The following is an 18025-nucleotide window of genomic DNA, read 5'->3' as shown; positions in this document are numbered from 1 at the left end:
CTCACCCGCCCGAGTCCGCCGGGTGGCCGCACCCGGCGCCGCTGCGCACACTGGTGAGGTGCGTCTGGGTACTGCGGCGGCCGTGGCCGCCATCACCGTGATCGGTGCCGGGGCGGCCGCCGTGGCGGTCGGTCGGTACGCCAGCGAGACTGCCCTGAAACCGTCGCCCGACCACCCCCTGCCGGGCGACTCCCGTCTCACCGTGCACTCCGCCACCGATGAGCGCATCGTCCTCACCCGCAGCCTGGCGTCCCTGCGGCCCGGTACCTACGGCCTCACCGGCAACGGCTGCCACGCCGTGGTCGGCTCCGTCGTGCACGGCACCCCGCACCCCGCCGACGCGGTCGTACGCCGCCTGGAACGGGTCACCCACGGCACCCTCAAACCGGGCAAACGGATGCGGCTCACCCCGCAGGTGCACATCGGCAACCCCCGCGACGCCCTCGGCCTCGACTGCGCCGACGTCGACATCCCCGGCGAACTCGGGCCCCTCCCGGCGTGGTTCCTGCCCGGCGTACGCGACACCTGGGTCATCACCGCACACGGCCTGGGCACCACCCGCGAGCACCCCATGGTGGTCATGCCCTTCCTGCACCGCCACCGGCTGCCCGTCCTCGACCTGGCCTACCGCAACGACATCGGCGCCCCGCGCACCGCCGACGGCATCAACCATCTCGGCGACACCGAATGGCGCGACCTGGACGCGGCGATCCGCTACGCCCTCCGCTACGGCGCCCACGACGTCGTCCTCTACGGCTGGTCGACCGGCGCGACCATGGCGCTGCGCGCCGCCGTCCACTCCGCGCTGAGCGACCGGATCAGCGGCCTCGTCCTGGACTCCCCGGTCCTCGACCGGCACGCCACGGTCCGCGCGCTGGCCGCCGCCCGGCGGGTCCCGCGCGCCCTGCTGCCGCTGGTCGTACGCGCCGCCGAGGGCACCACGGGAATGCCCGTCGACCGCCCCGAGGACGCCGTCGACCCGGACGAGCTGACCATCCCCACCCTGCTCTTCCACGGCCCCGACGACATGATCGCCCCCTGGGCGGCCTCCCGTTCCTTCGCCGCCCGGCGCTCGGAGCTGATCACGCTTCAGCCGGTCCCGCACGCACCGCACGCCGCGATGTGGAACGCCGACCCGTCCCGCTACGAAGAGGCGCTGCGCCGCTTCCTCACCCCGCTCATGTAGCGCGCCCGCCCACCCCGCTCCCACTTCCGCCGGATCCGCAGCGCCGATGACGCACGGGCATACAGGGGGACAACTCCCCATATCAGGGATGGGTCGGCGAGATGGTGCGGCCCCGCTAGATCGCAAGCCGGGTTCCGATTGGGCTTTCGGGCCGTCAACGGCAAGACTGCACCTGTGACGTCCCGTACTCCGCGCGACTCCCGGCTCCGACTCGTCCCGCGTCAATCGGTTGCGGCCGCCCGCCGGGCGGTGACAACCCGGGCCAAGCGCCCGGCGCCCCGCCCGCCCGAGGGCACTCCGCCGCCCGCGGAGCTGGCCCGGCAGGCCCGTGCCGTGCTGGCCGGCGCGGCCCGGCTCGCCCGCTGGGCCGACAGCGTCGGTGCCGCCGGCGGCACCGGAGGCAGCCTGCGGGCCGGGCCGGACGGAGCGCTGCCGAAGGCCGCCGTGGAACGCGCCGCCGAAGCCCTGCACCTGACGCCGCAGCAGGTCCGTATCGACTGGGACCGGGCCCGGCTCGCCGGACTCGTCGAGCTCCACGACGGCCTCGCCCGCCCCGGCTGGCGGCTGCGCGCCTGGGACCGCGACGACACCGCCGTGCTGCGCGGCTGGGTCGCGCTCTTCGACGCCTGGTCGCTGGCCCGCCCCACACCGGCCGGCGCCGGCCCCACGATCGTCGCCGAAGTCGTCGAGGCGCTGCCGCAGTTGCTGTCCCTGCTGCATCTGTCGGCCGGGCCCGTACGGCTGCCGGTGCTGCTCGACATGCTCGACCAGCGCGTCACCGAACTGCGCACCGAACGCTGCGAGGTCCCCTACGGGCAGGACCCGGCCCCCGGCGGCGCCGACGACGAGGCCGTTGCGGCCGGGACGGCCGGTGACGCCGCGGGGGCGTCGCTGGCCGAGCTCCTGGGCTGGGCGCTGGACGCCCTGCTGACCGTCGGCGCGCTGGTGCCGCCGGACGGTGCGCAGGACGGCGCCTACGACGGGGCGTACGACAGCGCGGACGATGCGTCCGAGGCACAGCTGACGCCGCTCGGCAACTGGTCGGTGTGGGTCAAGCTGGAGCAGATCTGCGTCGCCGCGCAGAGCCCGGCCGGCAATATCGAACAGTCCGCGGAGGCGATGCTGCGCGGCTGCGCCCGGCTGACCCCGGGCCCGGCCCGCGCCGAATACCGCGCCTGGCTCGCCGCCCGCTCCGTCGGTGCCGCCGTCGAGGAGCTGCTGACCGTGGCCCGCGGCGAGGACGCGCTGCTGCGCGGTCTGGCCTTCGAGGCGCTGCGCGCGGTCGGTGCACCGGCCGAGCCCGCCGTACGCGCCGCGGCCGACGAACCGGGCCTGCGGCCGTACGCCCTGCTGTGGCTGGTCGAGCACGAGGGCGGCGACCCGGAGACCGCGCCCGATGTGCTCACCCGCGAGGAGTCGACCTGGCTGTGGGTGGACACCGCGGCGGCCGTCGCCGACCACGGCGAGACCCAGCTGCTGGTGCGCCACCTCGACTCGGCGGTCCAGGGTTCGGTGCCGCGCCTCCTGGAGGAGGTGCGCGCCGTCGGGCACCCCCGTACCGTCCAGGTGCTGGTGGCGCTGGCCGCGGCCCATCCCGACCCGGCGCTCGCCAAGGCCGTACGCCGTGCGGCGTTCCAGGTCCACACGGGCGGCGTCTGAGCGGGGCTGCGGGGGCGGCGGGCGCATCGGATCAGCCCGCGGCCCCCGGGGCATACGTCCCGAAGCTCCAGACGTTGCCCTCGCCGTCCCGCGCCATGTAGTCCCGCGAGCCGTGGTCCTGGTCCGTGGGCGGCATCAGAATCTCCACCCCGGCAGCCTCGGCCCGCCGGAAATGCGCGTCGGTGTCCTCGACGACGACATAGACCCCGATCGGCCCGGCCTCGCTCATCGCCTCGTCGAAGATGCCGCCACGGCCCTTCGAACCGAGCATGACCGCGCCGTTGCCGTAGGAGAGTTCGGCATGCAGCACCATGCCGTCCTCGCCCTCGTACTTCGCGCCGACGGTGAAGCCGAAGGCCTCCGTCAGCTGTCTGATCGCGGCCTGTGCGTCTCGGTAGAGAACCGTCGGATACATCGTCGGCGTGCCTGCCATGAAGATCACCGAACCTTTCGAACGAGTCGGGCCGGCACCTCTGTGTCATGGATCACATTCATGGGGCACAGTGTGGCACCGGGGTCTGACAACGCCCGTGAACGTCTGCGCCCGCCCCTCGCGACCTGCCCCCCACACCCCGGCCCGTGGCGGCCGAACGGGGGACGTGCCTGCCGCCGCCCGCCGTGTCGCCACCGGGCGCCCCGCTGACCGCCCCGCCCGCCGCTACGCTCATCGCTCGATCGGCAGATCTCCTGACCAGGGGGCCCGGGTGTCCAGACCGCCTGTCCCGGCCGGCCGGCGCACCAGGCGCGGCCTCGGCCCCGTGGCGATCCCTCTCGCCGCCGCCCTCCTCGCCCTGCCGCTGGCCACCGTCGCCCGCGAAGCCCGGCCCGCCCCGCACGGCGACCGCCTCACCCTCGCGCCCGACGCCCCGCCGGGCGGCGCCTTCGTCGACCGCTCGGAAAAACTACTTGCACAGGGCCGTTAGACTGCCTGCTATGGCAGTTCTCCTTTGGGTTCATTAGACGGCGTAGACCGCTTTCGGACCGTCCGTCCAACCCGCCGTCTTCCTGCCCTGGAGCTTTTTCCGTGATCACCGCCTCCGGCCTTGAGCTGCGTGCCGGCGCCCGCATCCTCATCGAGTCCGCCTCCTTCCGTATCGCCAAGGGCGACCGCATCGGCCTCGTCGGCCGCAACGGCGCCGGCAAGACCACCCTCACCAAGGTGCTGGCCGGTGAGGGCATCCCCGCCTCCGGCACGGTCGCCCGCTCCGGCCAGGTCGGCTATCTGCCGCAGGACCCGCGCACCGGCGACCTGGACGTCCTGGCCCGTGACCGCATCCTGTCCGCCCGCGATCTGGACAGCGTGCTGCGCAAGATGCGCGAGAACGAGGACCGGATGGCCAACGGCAAGGGCGCCACCCGCGAAAAGGCGATGAAGAAGTACGAGCGCCTGGAGACCGAGTTCCTGACGAAGGGCGGTTACGCCGCCGAGGCGGAGGCCGCGACCATCGCCGCCAGCCTCGGGCTGCCCGACCGTATCCTCGGCCAGCCGCTGCACACCCTCTCCGGTGGTCAGCGCCGCCGCGTCGAGCTGGCCCGGATCCTCTTCTCGGACTCCGACACCCTGCTGCTCGACGAGCCGACCAACCACCTCGACGCCGACTCCATCGTCTGGCTGCGCGACTACCTCAAGACCTACCGCGGCGGCTTCATCGTCATCTCGCACGATGTCGACCTGGTCGAGACCGTCGTGAACAAGGTGTTCTACCTGGACGCCAACCGCTCGCAGATCGACGTCTACAACATGGGCTGGAAGCTCTACCAGCAGCAGCGCGAGGCCGACGAGAAGCGCCGCAAGCGCGAGCGGGCGAACGCCGAGAAGAAGGCCGCGGCGCTCAACACCCAGGCCGACAAGATGCGGGCCAAGGCCACCAAGACCGTCGCCGCGCAGAACATGGCCAGGCGCGCCGACAAGCTGCTCGCCGGTCTGGACGCGGTGCGCGTCTCCGACAAGGTCGCCAAGCTGCGCTTCCCGGACCCGGCACCGTGCGGCAAGACCCCGCTCACCGCCGAGGGCCTGTCCAAGTCCTACGGCTCCCTGGAGATCTTCACCGACGTCGATCTGGCCATCGACAAGGGCTCCCGGGTCGTCATCCTCGGCCTCAACGGCGCCGGCAAGACCACCCTGCTGCGGCTGCTGGCGGGCGTCGAGACGCCGGACACCGGCGCGGTCCGCCCGGGGCACGGCCTCAAGCTCGGCTACTACGCCCAGGAGCACGAGACGCTGGACCCGGACCGTACGGTCCTGGAGAACATGCGCTCGGCCGCCCCGGACATGGACCTGGTCGCCATCCGTAAGACGCTGGGTTCCTTCCTCTTCTCGGGGGACGACGTCGACAAGCCCGCCGGGGTGCTCTCCGGCGGCGAGAAGACCCGGCTCGCCCTGGCGACGCTGGTCGTCTCCTCGGCCAACGTCCTGCTGCTCGACGAGCCCACCAACAACCTCGACCCGGCCAGCCGTGAGGAGATCCTCGGCGCGCTGCACACCTTCACGGGCGCGGTGGTCCTGGTGACGCACGACGAGGGCGCGGTGGACGCGCTGCAGCCGGAGCGGATCATTCTGCTGCCCGACGGTGTCGAGGACCTGTGGGGCCAGGATTACGCGGACCTGGTGGCGCTGGCCTGACCCGGGCCGAACGGATCACGCGGAACGGATCACGGCGTATGGATCATGCCGTATGGATCATTCGGCCGATGTGTGATCCATCATCTGAGTGAGAACGGCTCGTACACCGGCGAGCCTGCGACGTGCGGCCGGGCCCCAGGGGCCCGGCCGTCATCTTTTCGGCCGCACACCACCTGACCTGCTACTTCTCGCGACCGACCGCGTTCCGGCGGCTCGCCGGACGGGCGGAATGGGAAATTCCGGCCGGCGTGACCGGGCGTCCGCCGGCAAACGATGTCGTACTGACCTTGCGGAATGGGTGGCCAGGAAGCCGGGGAGGGGTGATCATGAGAGTCCAGAGCGCACTTCCCACGAGGAGGCACGGGTGGCCGAGACTCTGAAGAAGGGCAGCCGGGTAACCGGCGCCGCGCGCGAGAAGCTCGCGGCAGACCTGAAGAAGAAGTACGACTCCGGAGCGAGCATCCGGGCGCTGGCCGAGGAAACCGGCCGCTCCTATGGATTCGTGCACCGGATGCTCAGCGAATCCGGTGTGGTCCTGCGCGGTCGCGGCGGAGCCACCAGGGGCAAGAAGGCCGCCTCGGCCTGACGGCCGCGACTCCGGGTACAGACGGTGTCCCCCCGGTCGACCGAACAGTCGACCGGGAGGTTACCGTTCAGTCACTTACGCACGCAGGTGCGGCTGGCTGACTCGGAGGCGCTGATGACTCTGCTCGACAAGGACGGTGTGCGGCTCACCGTGGACGGCGCGATCGCCACGGTGACCCTCGCCAACGAGGCCAAGCGCAATGCGCAGTCGCCGGCCATGTGGCGGGCGTTGGCCGAGGCGGGTTCGCTGCTGCCGGGAAACATCCGGATCGCGGTGCTGCGCGGTGAGGGCAGGTCCTTCTCCGCGGGCCTCGACCGGCAGGCGTTCACGCCCGAAGGCTTCGACGGCGAGCCGTCGTTCCTCGATCTGGCGCGCGGTTCGGACGGTGAACTGGACGCCACGATCGCCGAGTACCAGGAAGCGTTCACCTGGTGGCGGCGCAACGACCTGGTGTCCATCGCCGCCGTGCAGGGGCACGCCATCGGTGCGGGCTTCCAGCTCGCCCTCGCCTGCGATCTGCGGGTGGTGGCACAGGACGTGCAGTTCGCCATGCGTGAGACCAGCCTGGGACTCGTACCGGATCTGACCGGCACTCACCCCCTGGTCGGGCTGGTGGGTTACGCCCGGGCGCTGGAGATCTGCGCCACCGGGCGCTTTGTGCATGCCGAGGAGGCCGAGCGGATCGGCCTCGCCAACCTTGTGGTGCCCGGGGACGAACTCGACGCCGCCGTCGCCGATTTGGCGGCCGCGCTCACCGCCCCGCCGCGTGACGCCGTCATCGAGACCAAGGCTCTGCTGGCCGGCGCCGCGGGCCGTACGTACGAGGAGCAGCGCATCGCCGAACGTGCCGCCCAGGCGCGCCGGCTGCGCGACCTCGCGGGTGTGGGGGAGTAGCACCGCACCCCGGCAACTACGGACGTGCCCGGCCGGTCGCCAGCCTGCGGCGCCCGGCCGGCCGCGCCCGTCAGCCCTGTTCCACGGCCGTGACCAGCACGGCGACCGTCGACGGCGCGGACGGCGCGGCGGTCACCGCCCGCCGTACGGCGGCCGCGACATCCAGTGCGCGATGGCCGGCCGAGGTCGCCAGCTGGATCAGCGCATGCCCGTCGGAGAGCCGCACCGGGCGGGACGGCCCGCCGAGCACCGGCGCCAGACGGGCCACGCCCGGCACGCCCAGCGTGACGGCGGCGATCTGCGCCCGGCCGTCCTGCGCCGCGCCGGTCCGGTCGTCCGTTGCCGAGGCGGCAGGCGGGCCTTCGGTACGGGAAGCGCGCGGAGGTGATGCCGCCTCGGCCCCGGTCTCACCCGCCTCCAGCAGACCGCTGACCCGTAGATCCACCACAGCCACCACCAGCCCCAACTCCCGGACCGATGCCTCCAGCAGCGCCGTGCGCACCTGGTCGGCGACGGTGGGCAGCGGCCGGTCGGCGACCGCGGCGAAGTCCGCCTCGATCCGCAGCGGACCGGGCGGCAGCGCGCTCGGCGGAGCCGGCACCGCCGGCTCCGGGGCGTGGCCGGGATCGGCGAGCGACAGCCGCAGCGTGCCGATACGTACACCGGCCGGCACACCGGAGGCCCTTCGCAGCGCCCCGGCGGCCGCGTGCTCGGTGATCCATGACCCGTCCGCGGGCCCGCCGAGCGGCAGCACCCGGCCGATCGCGAGCTGCTGCCGCACGGCCCGCGCCATCTGGTTCGCGGCCACCGCGTCACCCCTTTCCCGGCCGGTCCCGGTCCATTTCCGAGGCCGTTCCCCGGACACGTCCCGGACAACGTCCCCAGCCTGCCGCAGACCGGCCCGTACAGCAGGGCGGTGCGCCGAACGGCGCCGTACGGGGCACTCTGCTGCCGCATCCCCCAAGCGGCTCCGGGGAACCGCACCTACTGTGAGGAACGGAGCGGGCGGACCGCTTCTCCCCGCGGAAAGGGACGAACGGCGATGAGCGAGAGCCAGCAGCAGGCAGAGGGACCGAGGACCCCGGTCAAGCGGGGCGGTGGAGACCCCGCTTCGCGTGGGCGTACCACCATCGCCGACGGAGTCGTGGAGAAGATCGCCGGTCTCGCGGCCCGGGATGTCGTCGGCGTGCACGCCATGGGCAGCGGCTTCGCCCGCACGCTCGGTGCCGTACGGGACCGGGTACCCGGCGGCGGCAGGTCCGCGACCGCCACCCGCGGGGTGAAGGCCGAGGTCGGTGAGGTGCAGACCGCGCTGGACCTGGAGATCGTGGTCGACTACGGCGTTGCCATCGCCGATGTCGCGCGCTCGGTCCGGGAGAACGTCATCTCCGCCGTGGAGCGGATGACGGGCCTGGAGGTCGTCGAGGTCAATATCGCGGTCAGCGATGTCAAGCTGCCCGACGAGGCAGACGAAGAAGAGGAAGCGGAGCCGCGGCTCCAATAGCGGGGCCCGTCCGGAGTGGCAGCGAAGGAGCGCACGATGAGCATGGCCGTGGTCGGCCTCTTGGCCGGAATGGCGCTGGGCTTCGCCGGATACTTCGGCGGCTTCGGCGCCTTCGTCCTGGTGGCGGCGCTGGGCGCCATCGGGTTCGTGGCCGGAAGGTTCCTGGACGGGGACCTGGAGGCCGGCGATTTCTTCCGGCCGCGCACCAGCGACCGCGACGACCGGCGGCGGTGAGGCCGGGTGGCGACGGTGTCACCGGTCGCCGCTCCCGCTGACGTACCGGCAGGTGAGCGGGGCGCGACCAGGATCGCGGACCGGGTGGTGGCGAAGATCGCCGCGCAGGCGGCCCGGGAGGCGCTGCGCGGTGAGTCCCCGCGCGCCCGTACGGACGCGCATGCGACGGTGACCGTCCACCGGCGCGAGTACCGCGAGAACTTCGGCGAGGCCCGGCTGCGGATCGCCGTGGAGCTGGGCTACCCCTCCGACATCGGCGCACAGTGCCGCGTGGTGCGTCGTCACGTCACCGAACGGGTAAAGGCGTTGGCGAGCATGGACGTGCCCGAGGTCGCGGTGGAGGTCGAGCGTCTGCACTCACCGCTGCTGGAGCACACGGACCGGGGGAGGGTGCGATGAGCGACGACGACGCGGAGCAGCCGGACACCCGGCGGCTGCCCACGCTCGACAAACCGTCGGACGAGACGGACGGGCTGACGCAGTCCGCATCGGGCGCCGCCCATACGAGCACCGCGGACGACGGCCGGACCGGGCGCTTCTGGTCGGCCCGCCGGGTGCCGGCCGCCCTGGTCGCGCTGGTGCTGCTGGCCGCCGCCGGGCTGCTGCTCTACGACGTGGCCGCGGTGCGCGCCGAGCGGCCCGCGACGGCCTGGCGCCGGCGGCTCGCCGGCGAACTGGCCACCCGTCACCTCGACACCCCCTGGGTGCTGGCCGCCGCGGCGGTCGCGGTGGTGCTGGGCATCTGGCTGATCGTGCTGGCCGTCACCCCCGGCCTGCGCCAAGTGCTGCCGATGCGGCCCGTCGCCTCCGGCATCCGGGCCGGGCTCGACCGTTCGGCCGCCGCGCTGGTGCTGCGGGACCGCGCCATGGAGGTCGCCGGAGTCCAGTCCGTACGGATGATCGTCACCCGCCACAAGGCCAAAGCACATGCGGTCTCCCACTTCCGCGAGCTGGACGAGGTCCGCGGCGACCTCGACACGGCGCTCGGCGAGGGTCTGCGGCAGCTGGGTCTGGCGCACCGGCTCGGCCTGACCGTGGACGTCCGGCGCCCGAAGAGGAGGTGAGCGCGCGATGCGCAGGGGTCGCAGAACGACCAACCGGGTACTGCTCGGTCTGACCGGTGTGCTGCTGCTCGGCGCCGGCGGCCTGGTGCTGCTAGGCGGTTTCGACCTGCCCGCGAAATGGCACCTCGGCCTGCCCGGCGGCTGGCCCTGGTCCCGCCCCGACGATGTGCTGCTCTCCGCGCACACCCGCACCCGCTGGACGGACGAGGGCTGGTGGTGGCCGGCCGTCATCACGGCCCTGGCCGTCTTCGTCCTGCTGATGGTGTGGTGGCTGCTGGCCCAGCTGCGGCGGCACCGGCTGAACGAGATCCTCGTCGACAGCGGCGACGGCGAGGGCGCCCTGCTGCGCGGCCGGGCGCTGGAGGGTGTCGTCGAGGCCGAAACGGAGTCGCTGGAGGGTGTCGACCGGGCCGGCGTGCTGCTGACCGGCCGCCGCACCGAGCCCCGGGTGCGCGCCGTGCTGGCCCTCGCCCCGCACGCCGACCCCGGGACCGTCGTGCGGCGCCTGTCCGACGAGGCCGTCACGCACGCCCGCCGCTCGGCGGGGCTCGACCGGCTGCCGGCGGACGTCCGGCTGCGCGCGGTCAAGCACCGCCCCGAGCGGGTCAGTTAGGGCCCCTCCGGCCCGATCAGCCCCGGCCCTGGCACAGACCCCGTCAGAAGCCGTGCAGGGCCCCGCCGTCCACCGGCACCATGACACCGGTGACATACGAGGCGGCCGGCGACAGCAGGAACGCCGCGGCCCGGCCGAACTCCTCCGGCTTGCCGTAGCGGCCCAGCGGGATCGAGGCGGAGTTGCGGGCACGGGTGCCCTCCGGGTCGCCGGAGAGCGCGTCGAGCTGGGTCATCCGGTCGGTGGCGATCCGCCCGGGCAGCACGCCGACGACGCGGATGCCGCGCGGGCCCAGCTCGTTGGCCAGCGACTTGGCGAAGCCGGCGAGACCGGGGCGCAGCCCGTTGGAGATGGTCAGACCGCCGATCGGTTCGTACACCGAGCCGGACAGCACAAAGCCGATCACACCGCCCTCGGCCAGCTCGGCGGCGGCCGCGCGGGCCAGCCGTACCGCGCCGAGGAAGACCGACTCGAAGGCCGACCGCCACTGTTCGTCGGTGTTGTCGGCGGCCGTGCCGGGCGCCGGGCCGCCCACGCTGATCAGTACGCCGTCCAGGCGGCCGAAGCGCTCGCGGGCGGCGGCCACCAGGCGGTCGGCGGCATCCGCGTCCGCGTTGTCGGCCGCCACCCCGTGGGCGCGCGCGCCGAGCGAGGCGGCCGCCGCTGCCGCGCTTTCCTCGGTGCGTCCGCTGATCACGACGTTGGCGCCGTCGGCGACCAGTTCACGGGCGGTGGCGAAACCGAGGCCGCGGGTCGCTCCGGTGACGATGTATGTCCGGTCGGTGAGTCCCAAATCCATGGCCCTAGTCTGCCCCTGCCCCGTCGAGCAGCCCGAAGGCGGTCCCCACCAGGCCGATATGGCTGAACGCCTGCGGGAAGTTGCCCAGCTGGCGCCGCGCGGCCGGGTCGTACTCCTCGGAGAGCAGCCCCACATCGTTGCGCAGCGCCAGCAGCCGCTCGAACAGCTCCCGGGCCTCGTCCCGCCGGCCGCTCAGCTGCAGCGCGTCGACGAGCCAGAACGAGCAGGCCAGGAACGCGCCCTCGCCGCCCGGCAGCCCGTCGACCGAGCCGCCCTCGGTGCTGTAACGGCGCAGCAGACCGTCGTGCGACAGTTCCCTGCGCACCGTGTCGATGGTGCCGACGACCCGCGGGTCGTCAGCCGGCAGAAAGCCGACACGGGGGATCAGCAGGGTCGCGGCGTCCAGTTCCGTGGAGCCGTAGAACTGGGTGAAGGTGCCGCGGTCGGCGTCGTACCCCTGTGCGCACACCTCCCGGTGGACCTCGTCGCGCATCGCCCGCCAGCGGTCGAGGTCCCCGCTGAGCTTCGGGTACATCTCGATCGTCCGCACCGCCCGGTCGGCCGCTACCCAGGCCATGACCTTGGAGTGCACGAAGTGCCGGCGCGACCCGCGGATCTCCCACAGCCCCTCGTCGGGGTCGCGCCAGGTGGACTCCAGGTAGTCCACCAGCGCGCGCTGGATGCTCCAGGCGTGCGGCTCCGCCGGCAGCCCGGCCGTGCGCGCGATGTGGAAGGAGTCGATCACCTCGCCGTAGACATCGAGCTGCCGCTGTTCGACGGCGGCGTTGCCGATGCGTACGGGCGCGGAGTCGAGGTATCCGGCCAGCCACGGCAGCTCGGTCTCCGGCAGCCGCCGCTCACCGGCCAGCCCGTACATGATCTGCAGATCGTCGGGGGCGCCGGCCACCGCGCGCAGCAGCCAGTCCCGCCAGGCGCCGGCCTCTTCCAGATATCCGGCGGAGAGCAGGCAGTTCAGGGTGAGGCTGGCGTCGCGCAGCCAGCAGTAGCGATAGTCCCAGTTGCGTACGCCGCCCAGCTCCTCGGGCAGCGAGGTGGTGGGGGCCGCGACGATACCGCCGGTGGGCGCGTAGGTGAGGGCCTTGAGGATGATCAGTGAGCGGATCACGGCCTCGCGGTGCGGGCCGTTGTAGCGGCAGCGCGCGGACCATGCGTGCCAGTCCTCCAGGGTGTCCTGGAGCGCCTCGAACGGGTCGATCCGGGTCGGCCGGGGCTCGTGCGAGGGGTGCCAGGTCAGGACGAACGCGGTGCGCTCGCCCTCGGCGACGGTGAAGTCCGAACGGGTGCTGAAGTCCTTGCCGTAGGTGCGGCCTTGGGCCGGGGTGCGCAGCCACACCGAGTCCGGCCCGGCGATCGCGACCCGGCAGCCCTCGGCGGCGCGCACCCAGGGCACCACCCGCCCGTAGTCGAACCGCAGCCGCAGCACCCCGCGCATCTCGACGCTGCCGCGCAGGCCCTCGACGATCCGTACGACATCGGGCGCGCGGTCGCGCTGCGGCATGAAGTCGGTGACACGGACGCTGCCCGTGGGGGTCTCCCAGACGGTGTCGAGGATCAGCGAATCGCCACGGTAGGAGCGCCGCGCGCGGGCATCGGGGGAGTGCGGTGCCAGCCCCCAGTGGCCGTTTTCCTTGGTGCCGAGGAGGGCGGCGAAGCAGGCGCCGGAATCGAAGCGGGGCAGGCACAGCCAGTCGATGGAGCCGTCGCGGCCGACGAGTGCGGCGGTCTGCAGATCGCCGATGAGCGCATAGTCCTCGATATGTGGGTGCACTCAGCGCCCCTTCCCGCCCGGCGGATGCGCTACGCGGGGGTGGCGGCTGTCCGGGCTACGGGTTGGCCGGGGCCGGAGTCGCGGCGTCGCCGGCCGCCTCGGTCTCCCCGGACCCGGCGGAATCCGCGGTCTGCCCGCCGGCCTGCGCGTCCTCCTGGGGACCCTCGGCTTCCTCGGCCGCGGCCGCCGCACGGTCGCGGCGCTCACGGCGTACGAGGACGACCCAGCCGACCGGTACCGCCGCCGCGAACAGCCACCACTGGATCGCATACGCCATGTGCGGGCCGATGGAGTCATGGTCCGGCTCGGGGACCAGCTCCGGCGTGCCGCCGGACTGCTTGGGCGCGGTCTGCTCGATATAGCCGCCGAGCATCGACCGGCCGACCCGCTTCGCCTGCTCCTTGCTGTTGATCAGCATGACCTGGCGGGCGGGCAGGCCCCTGGTGTCCTTGATGCCGCTGACTGCGGTGGTCTCGTCGGCCATCATCCGGCCGGTCACGGTGACCTTGCCCTTGGGGGCGGCCGGTACGTCCGGGAACCTGGTGAGGTCGTTGCCCGCCGAGATCCAGCCGCGGTTGACCAGCACGGCGTCGCCGTCGCCGAGGACCAGCGGGGTCAGGACGTAGTAGCCGATGCTCTGCTCGTCGGCGGCGGTGCGCTGGCGGACCACGACCTCGTGCGCGGTGTCGTAGGTGCCGGTGGCGGTGACCGTGCGCCACATGTCGTGGCGGGGCAGCTCCCGGCCGACGGCGGTCAGCTCGGTGACCGGGACCGGCCGGGCGGCCAGGCTGCTCGCGATGAGCTGGTTCTGCGCCACCTTGTGCTCATGGCGGTGGAGCTGCCAGTAGCCCAGCTTGATCATGACGGGGATCAGCACAAGACCCACGAGGGTGACGATCACCCACTGCCGGGACAACAGGAAGCGGTACACGGCTTCGACGGTACCTGGGGCGCCCCTGCTCCCGAGCGGCGGGTCCGGCCGCCGGTCCGCACCGGTCGGGTGGACCGGCTCCCGGGCCTGCTCCCGGATCCCCCGGTCAGACCCTGTCGACGATGCCCACTTTCCCGTCCGAGCGGGAGCAGTGCGCACCGCAGTACCACTTCCCGTCCGCCTCCACGCCCTGGCCGATGATCTGGCACCGGCAGTGCTCACAGATCGGCGCCATGCGGTGGATGGCGCAGGAGAAGCAGTCGAAGACATGCACCGCGCCCTGCGCGTGCACCTCGAACGTCATGCCGTATTCGTTTCCGCAGACCTCACAACGTGCCATGCGCCACAGGGTGCGGGCGGCGCCCGCGCGGGGCGAGGTGCCGGCGGGTGTGTTGGACGGGCTTCACCCGGAAGCAGGCGCCGTGGCTGCCGGCTCGACGTCCTGCAGCAGCTGCATGAACGCCGCCTCGTCGATCACGACCGTGCCGTACGAGGCGGCCTTGGCGGTCTTGGAGGTCGGCGCGTCGGGGTCATTGGTCACCAGCAGGCTGGTCAGCCGGGACACGCTCGTGGCGACATGGAGGCCGGCCTCGATGGCACGGTCCTCCAGCAGCTCGCGGTCCACGGACGTGTCGCCCGAGAAGGCGACCCGCATCCCCTGGACGAGCCGGCCACCCGCCTCGAAGCGCCCCGGGTTGGGATACGGGCACGCCGGGCGCTTACGGGACGGCCGCCAGGAGGTGGGGCGGTACGACGAGGCGCTGGCGCGCTGGCGGGGCGCGGGGGTGTCCGACCACTCCGTCAGCGGCTGGCAGCTCAGCAGCGGCAGCCGCAGATTCTCCTGCGCGGCCCGCCGCAAACTGGGACGAAACGTCTCGGCGAGTACCCGGGCGTCGTCCAGCGCATGGTGGGCGCGCTCCTGCACCACGCCGTAATGGGCGGCGAGCGACTCCAGCTTGTGGTTGGGCAGCGGGAGCCGCAGCTCCTTGGACAGCGCGATGGTGCACAGCCGCTGGCGCACCGGGGCGGTCGCCGCGGCGCGGGCGTACTCGCGGGCGATCATCGACCAGTCGAACATGGCGTTGTGCGCGACCAGCACCCGGTCCTCGAGCCGCTTGGACAGCTCCGGGACGATCTCGGGGAAGAGCGGGGCGTCGGCGAGCACCGCGCTCGTCAGACCGTGGATCCAGACCGGCCCCGGATCCCGCTGCGGGTTGACGAGGGTGTACCAGTGGTCCTGGACCTCGCCCTGTGCGTCGAGTTGATACACGGCGGCGGAGATGATCCGGTCGTCGCGGGCCAGGCCGGTGGTCTCCACGTCGACCACCGCGTATCCCTGGGGATACGCGGTCGGCCAGGGAGCCGGCGGCGTCTGTGGGCCCGGCTGCTGCCCGATCTTCGGTGCGATCGGGTCGGCTGCTGGCATGCGGTCTTCGAGCATGGTCCCTGAGGATACGGGCCGCCACCGACAGCCACCGAACCGCCGCCGCGCGCGGTGCGCGGCCGGGCGCCCGTTGCCCCTACAATTACCCGGCTCGTCACGGGCGCTGACGGTGCGCCGCCGCGCCGCCGCGGGCGGCGCTTCAAGGGCGCTCAGCCGGCGGGCCCGCCGGCGGGTTGCCCGGGGGCGAGCAGCGACGTCACCAGCGCCTCCAGCGAGACGACGAACAATCGCTCGGCGTCGACCGGGCCGGCCAGCGCGCGGGCCAGCGCCGGATCGTGCCCGGCGGTGGGGGAGTCCCACAGCTCGCCCTCGCTCGGGTGCTGCTCCGGCGACCGTTCGCGATTGCGCTCGACCAGGACGAAGCCGACGACCTGGAACTGGACGGCGCGCACCGCCTCCGCGGCGAGCTCCCCGCGCAGCCCCGCGGCGTGCATCTCATGGACCAGCGCCTGCTGCGCGGGCAGGAACATCCGCTCCGTCAGGCCGCGTTCGTGCACCATCGCGATCAGCTGGGGCCGCTCGCGCAGCGCCGTACGCAGGGCGCGGGCGACCGAGACGATCCGGGCATGCGGCGTGTGCCCGACGGGGTGGATCTCGCCCATCTCCCGGACGGTGCGCTCGACGAGGGCGTCCAGCAGCGACTCGCGGTTGCCGACGTGCCAGTAGATGGAGGTGACGGCGGTGCCCAGTTCCGTGGCGAGTCGGCGCATGGTCAGCGCCGCCGGGCCCTGTGCCCGGACCAGCCGGGCGGCGGCCGTCAGGACTTCTTCGCCGGTCAGCGCGGTACGTGTCATATTCCTCAACCATCCCCCAACTCCCTTTGATGCAAGGCCCTTTACCCTTCATCCGGCACGGTGTAACAGTGTTACAGGCGCCTCGAACGACCCCCGCAAGTCATCGCAGACGAAGGGTGGTACGACATGGCACGCATACGCTACGGAGCGCGCACCGAGGCGGAGATCGCCGCGGCGCGCACCGCGAGCTCGAAGCTCCCCGACATCTGGTCCACCGGCGTGGTGGCCGTCTGGGAGAGCGACCCGGACGCGGTCGCGGCCGTCCTGCCGCCGCCGCTCACACCTTCCGGCCGCCCGCTGGTCCGGGCCACCATCAGCAAGGTCGACCTGCCCGGCTACCCGCTGGGCGCCGGCTCGGTCGCCGTCGCGGCCACGCACCACGGCGTCGACGGCTGGTATCCGCTCGTCATGCCGATGACCCACGAGCGGGCCCTCATCGGCGGCCGCGAGGTCTTCGGCGAGCCCAAGAAACTGGGCGAGGTCACCGTCGAGCGCGACGGCCCGGTCGTCCGTGCCGCGCTCGCCCGGCACGGCATCGCCTTCGTCGAGGTGCGCGGCGCGGTGAACGGCCCGCTGCCGGTCCCCGAGCCGGTACGCAAGACCGACTTCTACTTCAAGTTCCTGCCCGCCGTGGACGGTTCGGGCTTCGACATCGACCCCGTGCTGGTGCACTGCGTCCGCAACGAGAAGGTCCGCAAACTGGAGCAGGTCACCGGGGACGTGGTCCTCCGGGAGTCGATGTACGACCCCGTCGCCGACCTGCCCGTACGCACCCTCGTCGAGATCACCCTCGGCGAGAAGACCACCGACCAGCAGGGCCGGGTCGTCGAGCGGGTCGGCGCCGAGGCCCTGCTGCCGTACGTCCACCAGCGCTACGACGATCCACGGCAGATCCTCGACGGACCGCCCGAGGGGAGCGCCTGATGCCGTGTCGTCCCGGAGGGCAACGCCCGGGCCCCCGGCCGGAGAAGCGGTCGGCCCGAGTGGCGCGGAGAGGTGAGCGGGCATGGAGCTGACGGCGGGACAGGTCGCGGTCGTCACCGGCGCCGCGAGCGGCATCGGCCTGGCCATGGCGCGCCGCTTCGCCGCGGACGGGCTGAAGGTCGTCCTCGCGGACGTCGAGGAGGAGCCGCTGCGCGCCGCCGCCGACGAGCTGGCCGTGGACGGCGCTCAGGTACTGGCGCGCACCGTGGACGTCGGCGTACGGGAGGAGGTCGCCGCCCTCGCCGAGGCCGCGTACGACACCTTCGGCGCCGTCCATCTGCTGTGCAACAACGCGGGGGTGGGCTCCGGCGCCGAGGGCCGGATGTGGGAACACGAGCCCCGCGACTGGCAGTGGGCGTTCGCGGTGAACGTCTGGGGCGTCTTCCACGGCGTGCAGTGCTTTCTGCCCCGGATGCTGGCGGCCGGCGAGCCCGGCCATGTCGTCAACACCTCCTCCACGGACGGCGGGATCGCGCCACTGCCCACCGCGTCCGTCTACGCCGTCACCAAGGCGGCCGTGGTGACCATGACCGAATCGCTCTACGCCCATCTGACGGCGGAGCGCGCCCCCATCGGCGCCTCGGTGCTCTTCCCCGGCCCGCACATGCTCCGCACCGGCCTGTGGGAGTCGCACCGCAACCGGCCCGCGCGCTACGCCAAGACCCGGCCGCGCCGTACGCCGTACCGCAGCCTGGCGCAGTGGGAGGCGGCGATGAAGGAGGCCGGGCAGGAGATCGCCTTCACCCCCGTCGAGGACGTCGCACAGCAGGTCGTCGACGGCGTCCGGGCCGGCCGCTTCTGGCTGCTGCCGCCCAGCGAGCACACCGACGCACAGATCCGGGCGAGGGCCGCCTCGATGCTCGACCGCGCCGCCCCCGCCTACCTGGAGCACTTCATTCTCGACGCGGACGACTGAAGGAG

21 protein-coding genes are annotated in these 18025 nt (G+C 72.9%); 13 read left to right on the top strand and 8 right to left on the bottom strand.

The genetic code is table 11. The features are described from left to right. Nucleotides 1–58 precede the first annotated feature (58 nt). Nucleotides 59–1186: an alpha/beta hydrolase gene (locus tag KI385_RS11820; protein ID WP_238572148.1), complete on the top strand. Its 1128-nt coding sequence runs from the start codon at nt 59–61 to the stop codon at nt 1184–1186. Between the two features lie 174 nt (nt 1187–1360). Next, on the top strand, nt 1361–2845 hold the full coding sequence (locus tag KI385_RS11815) for a hypothetical protein (protein ID WP_238572147.1): 1485 nt from the start codon (nt 1361–1363) through the stop codon (nt 2843–2845). Nucleotides 2846–2876: 31 nt separating this feature from the next. Here the strand turns inward: KI385_RS11815 and KI385_RS11810 are convergent, their stop codons facing one another. Continuing rightward, nucleotides 2877–3278, bottom strand: coding sequence for a VOC family protein (locus tag KI385_RS11810; protein WP_238572146.1), 402 nt, complete (start codon nt 3276–3278; stop codon nt 2877–2879). 271 nt (nt 3279–3549) lie between these two features. Between KI385_RS11810 and KI385_RS11805 the strand changes: the two genes are divergently transcribed. The 4 genes from KI385_RS11805 (at nt 3550) to KI385_RS11790 (ending at nt 6948) form a co-directional block, all read left to right on the top strand. After that, nucleotides 3550–3768, top strand: a complete 219-nt coding sequence (locus tag KI385_RS11805) for a hypothetical protein (RefSeq protein WP_238572145.1) — start codon at nt 3550–3552, stop codon at nt 3766–3768. A 101-nt stretch (nt 3769–3869) separates the two neighbouring features. Beyond that, entirely contained in the window at nt 3870–5468 is a 1599-nt protein-coding gene (locus KI385_RS11800) for an ABC-F family ATP-binding cassette domain-containing protein (protein ID WP_238572144.1), read from the top strand. Nucleotides 5469–5832: 364 nt separating this feature from the next. After that, nucleotides 5833–6054: a helix-turn-helix domain-containing protein gene (locus KI385_RS11795; RefSeq protein ID WP_006606369.1), complete on the top strand. Its 222-nt coding sequence runs from the start codon at nt 5833–5835 to the stop codon at nt 6052–6054. Between the two features lie 114 nt (nt 6055–6168). Then, nucleotides 6169–6948 carry an enoyl-CoA hydratase/isomerase family protein gene (locus tag KI385_RS11790; RefSeq protein ID WP_128505994.1) on the top strand — a complete coding sequence of 260 codons (780 nt, stop codon included), beginning with the start codon at nt 6169–6171 and terminating at the stop codon, nt 6946–6948. Nucleotides 6949–7018: 70 nt separating this feature from the next. Here the strand turns inward: KI385_RS11790 and KI385_RS11785 are convergent, their stop codons facing one another. After that, nucleotides 7019–7756 carry a hypothetical protein gene (locus KI385_RS11785; RefSeq protein WP_238572143.1) on the bottom strand — a complete coding sequence of 246 codons (738 nt, stop codon included), beginning with the start codon at nt 7754–7756 and terminating at the stop codon, nt 7019–7021. 234 nt (nt 7757–7990) lie between these two features. Here KI385_RS11785 and KI385_RS11780 point away from each other — a divergent pair, with 234 nt between their 5' ends. The 5 genes from KI385_RS11780 to amaP are packed head-to-tail and all read left to right on the top strand — an operon-like array spanning nt 7991 to nt 10363. Continuing rightward, entirely contained in the window at nt 7991–8452 is a 462-nt protein-coding gene (locus KI385_RS11780; protein WP_238572142.1) for an Asp23/Gls24 family envelope stress response protein, read from the top strand. Nucleotides 8453–8488: 36 nt separating this feature from the next. Further along, nucleotides 8489–8686, top strand: a complete 198-nt coding sequence (locus KI385_RS11775) for a hypothetical protein (RefSeq protein ID WP_238572141.1) — start codon at nt 8489–8491, stop codon at nt 8684–8686. Between the two features lie 6 nt (nt 8687–8692). After that, complete coding sequence (locus tag KI385_RS11770) at nt 8693–9085, top strand: Asp23/Gls24 family envelope stress response protein (RefSeq protein WP_238572140.1); 393 nt, start codon at nt 8693–8695, stop codon at nt 9083–9085. Then, on the top strand, nt 9082–9750 hold the full coding sequence (locus tag KI385_RS11765) for a DUF6286 domain-containing protein (protein ID WP_238572139.1): 669 nt from the start codon (nt 9082–9084) through the stop codon (nt 9748–9750). The genes KI385_RS11770 and KI385_RS11765 overlap by 4 nt, the downstream gene beginning before the upstream one ends. Nucleotides 9751–9757: 7 nt before the next feature. Beyond that, nucleotides 9758–10363 (top strand): alkaline shock response membrane anchor protein AmaP, encoded by a 606-nt coding sequence (gene amaP, locus KI385_RS11760; RefSeq protein ID WP_238572138.1) that lies wholly within the window; start codon nt 9758–9760, stop codon nt 10361–10363. 43 nt (nt 10364–10406) lie between these two features. On the opposite strand, the gene KI385_RS11755 is transcribed toward amaP, so the two are convergent. The 6 genes from KI385_RS11755 to KI385_RS11730 all read right to left on the bottom strand — a co-directional run bounded on the left by KI385_RS11755 (nt 10407) and on the right by KI385_RS11730 (nt 16120). Continuing rightward, a complete protein-coding gene (locus KI385_RS11755; protein WP_238572137.1) occupies nt 10407–11162 on the bottom strand; it encodes an SDR family oxidoreductase in 756 nt (251 codons plus the stop codon). A gap of 4 nt (nt 11163–11166) precedes the next feature. Further along, on the bottom strand, nt 11167–12951 hold the full coding sequence (locus KI385_RS11750) for a glycoside hydrolase family 15 protein (protein ID WP_238572136.1): 1785 nt from the start codon (nt 12949–12951) through the stop codon (nt 11167–11169). Between the two features lie 55 nt (nt 12952–13006). Next, a complete protein-coding gene (locus tag KI385_RS11745) occupies nt 13007–13882 on the bottom strand; it encodes an SURF1 family cytochrome oxidase biogenesis protein (RefSeq protein ID WP_238572135.1) in 876 nt (291 codons plus the stop codon). Between the two features lie 106 nt (nt 13883–13988). Further along, nucleotides 13989–14222 carry a hypothetical protein gene (locus tag KI385_RS11740; RefSeq protein ID WP_128508154.1) on the bottom strand — a complete coding sequence of 78 codons (234 nt, stop codon included), beginning with the start codon at nt 14220–14222 and terminating at the stop codon, nt 13989–13991. A 63-nt stretch (nt 14223–14285) separates the two neighbouring features. Then, entirely contained in the window at nt 14286–15323 is a 1038-nt protein-coding gene (locus tag KI385_RS11735) for a DEDDh family exonuclease (RefSeq protein ID WP_238572134.1), read from the bottom strand. 152 nt (nt 15324–15475) lie between these two features. Continuing rightward, nucleotides 15476–16120 (bottom strand): TetR/AcrR family transcriptional regulator, encoded by a 645-nt coding sequence (locus KI385_RS11730; protein WP_238572133.1) that lies wholly within the window; start codon nt 16118–16120, stop codon nt 15476–15478. A gap of 126 nt (nt 16121–16246) precedes the next feature. On the opposite strand from KI385_RS11730, the gene KI385_RS11725 reads away from it, so the two are divergent. After that, nucleotides 16247–17044, top strand: a complete 798-nt coding sequence (locus tag KI385_RS11725; RefSeq protein ID WP_238572132.1) for an acetoacetate decarboxylase family protein — start codon at nt 16247–16249, stop codon at nt 17042–17044. 82 nt (nt 17045–17126) lie between these two features. Further along, nucleotides 17127–18020, top strand: a complete 894-nt coding sequence (locus KI385_RS11720; RefSeq protein ID WP_238572131.1) for an SDR family NAD(P)-dependent oxidoreductase — start codon at nt 17127–17129, stop codon at nt 18018–18020. Nucleotides 18021–18025 lie beyond the last annotated feature (5 nt).

It is taken from the genome of Streptomyces inhibens (assembly GCF_022221585.1).
Classification (GTDB): Bacteria; Actinomycetota; Actinomycetes; order Streptomycetales; family Streptomycetaceae; genus Streptomyces; species Streptomyces inhibens.
Note: the sequence above shows the minus strand (reverse complement) of the source record. Positions and strands in the feature narration are given on the sequence as shown.

Coding starts and splice junctions, on each gene's coding strand:
- KI385_RS11790 (WP_128505994.1), top strand. CDS start 6,169: ATGACTCTGCTCGACAAGGACGGTGTGCGGCTCACCGTGGACGGCGCG.
- KI385_RS11720 (WP_238572131.1), top strand. CDS start 17,127: ATGGAGCTGACGGCGGGACAGGTCGCGGTCGTCACCGGCGCCGCGAGC.
- KI385_RS11780 (WP_238572142.1), top strand. CDS start 7,991: ATGAGCGAGAGCCAGCAGCAGGCAGAGGGACCGAGGACCCCGGTCAAG.
- amaP (WP_238572138.1), top strand. CDS start 9,758: ATGCGCAGGGGTCGCAGAACGACCAACCGGGTACTGCTCGGTCTGACC.
- KI385_RS11730 (WP_238572133.1), bottom strand. CDS start 16,120: ATGACACGTACCGCGCTGACCGGCGAAGAAGTCCTGACGGCCGCCGCC.
- KI385_RS11725 (WP_238572132.1), top strand. CDS start 16,247: ATGGCACGCATACGCTACGGAGCGCGCACCGAGGCGGAGATCGCCGCG.
- KI385_RS11735 (WP_238572134.1), bottom strand. CDS start 15,323: ATGCTCGAAGACCGCATGCCAGCAGCCGACCCGATCGCACCGAAGATC.
- KI385_RS11765 (WP_238572139.1), top strand. CDS start 9,082: ATGAGCGACGACGACGCGGAGCAGCCGGACACCCGGCGGCTGCCCACG.
- KI385_RS11755 (WP_238572137.1), bottom strand. CDS start 11,162: ATGGATTTGGGACTCACCGACCGGACATACATCGTCACCGGAGCGACC.
- KI385_RS11810 (WP_238572146.1), bottom strand. CDS start 3,278: ATGGCAGGCACGCCGACGATGTATCCGACGGTTCTCTACCGAGACGCA.
- KI385_RS11740 (WP_128508154.1), bottom strand. CDS start 14,222: ATGGCACGTTGTGAGGTCTGCGGAAACGAATACGGCATGACGTTCGAG.
- KI385_RS11775 (WP_238572141.1), top strand. CDS start 8,489: ATGAGCATGGCCGTGGTCGGCCTCTTGGCCGGAATGGCGCTGGGCTTC.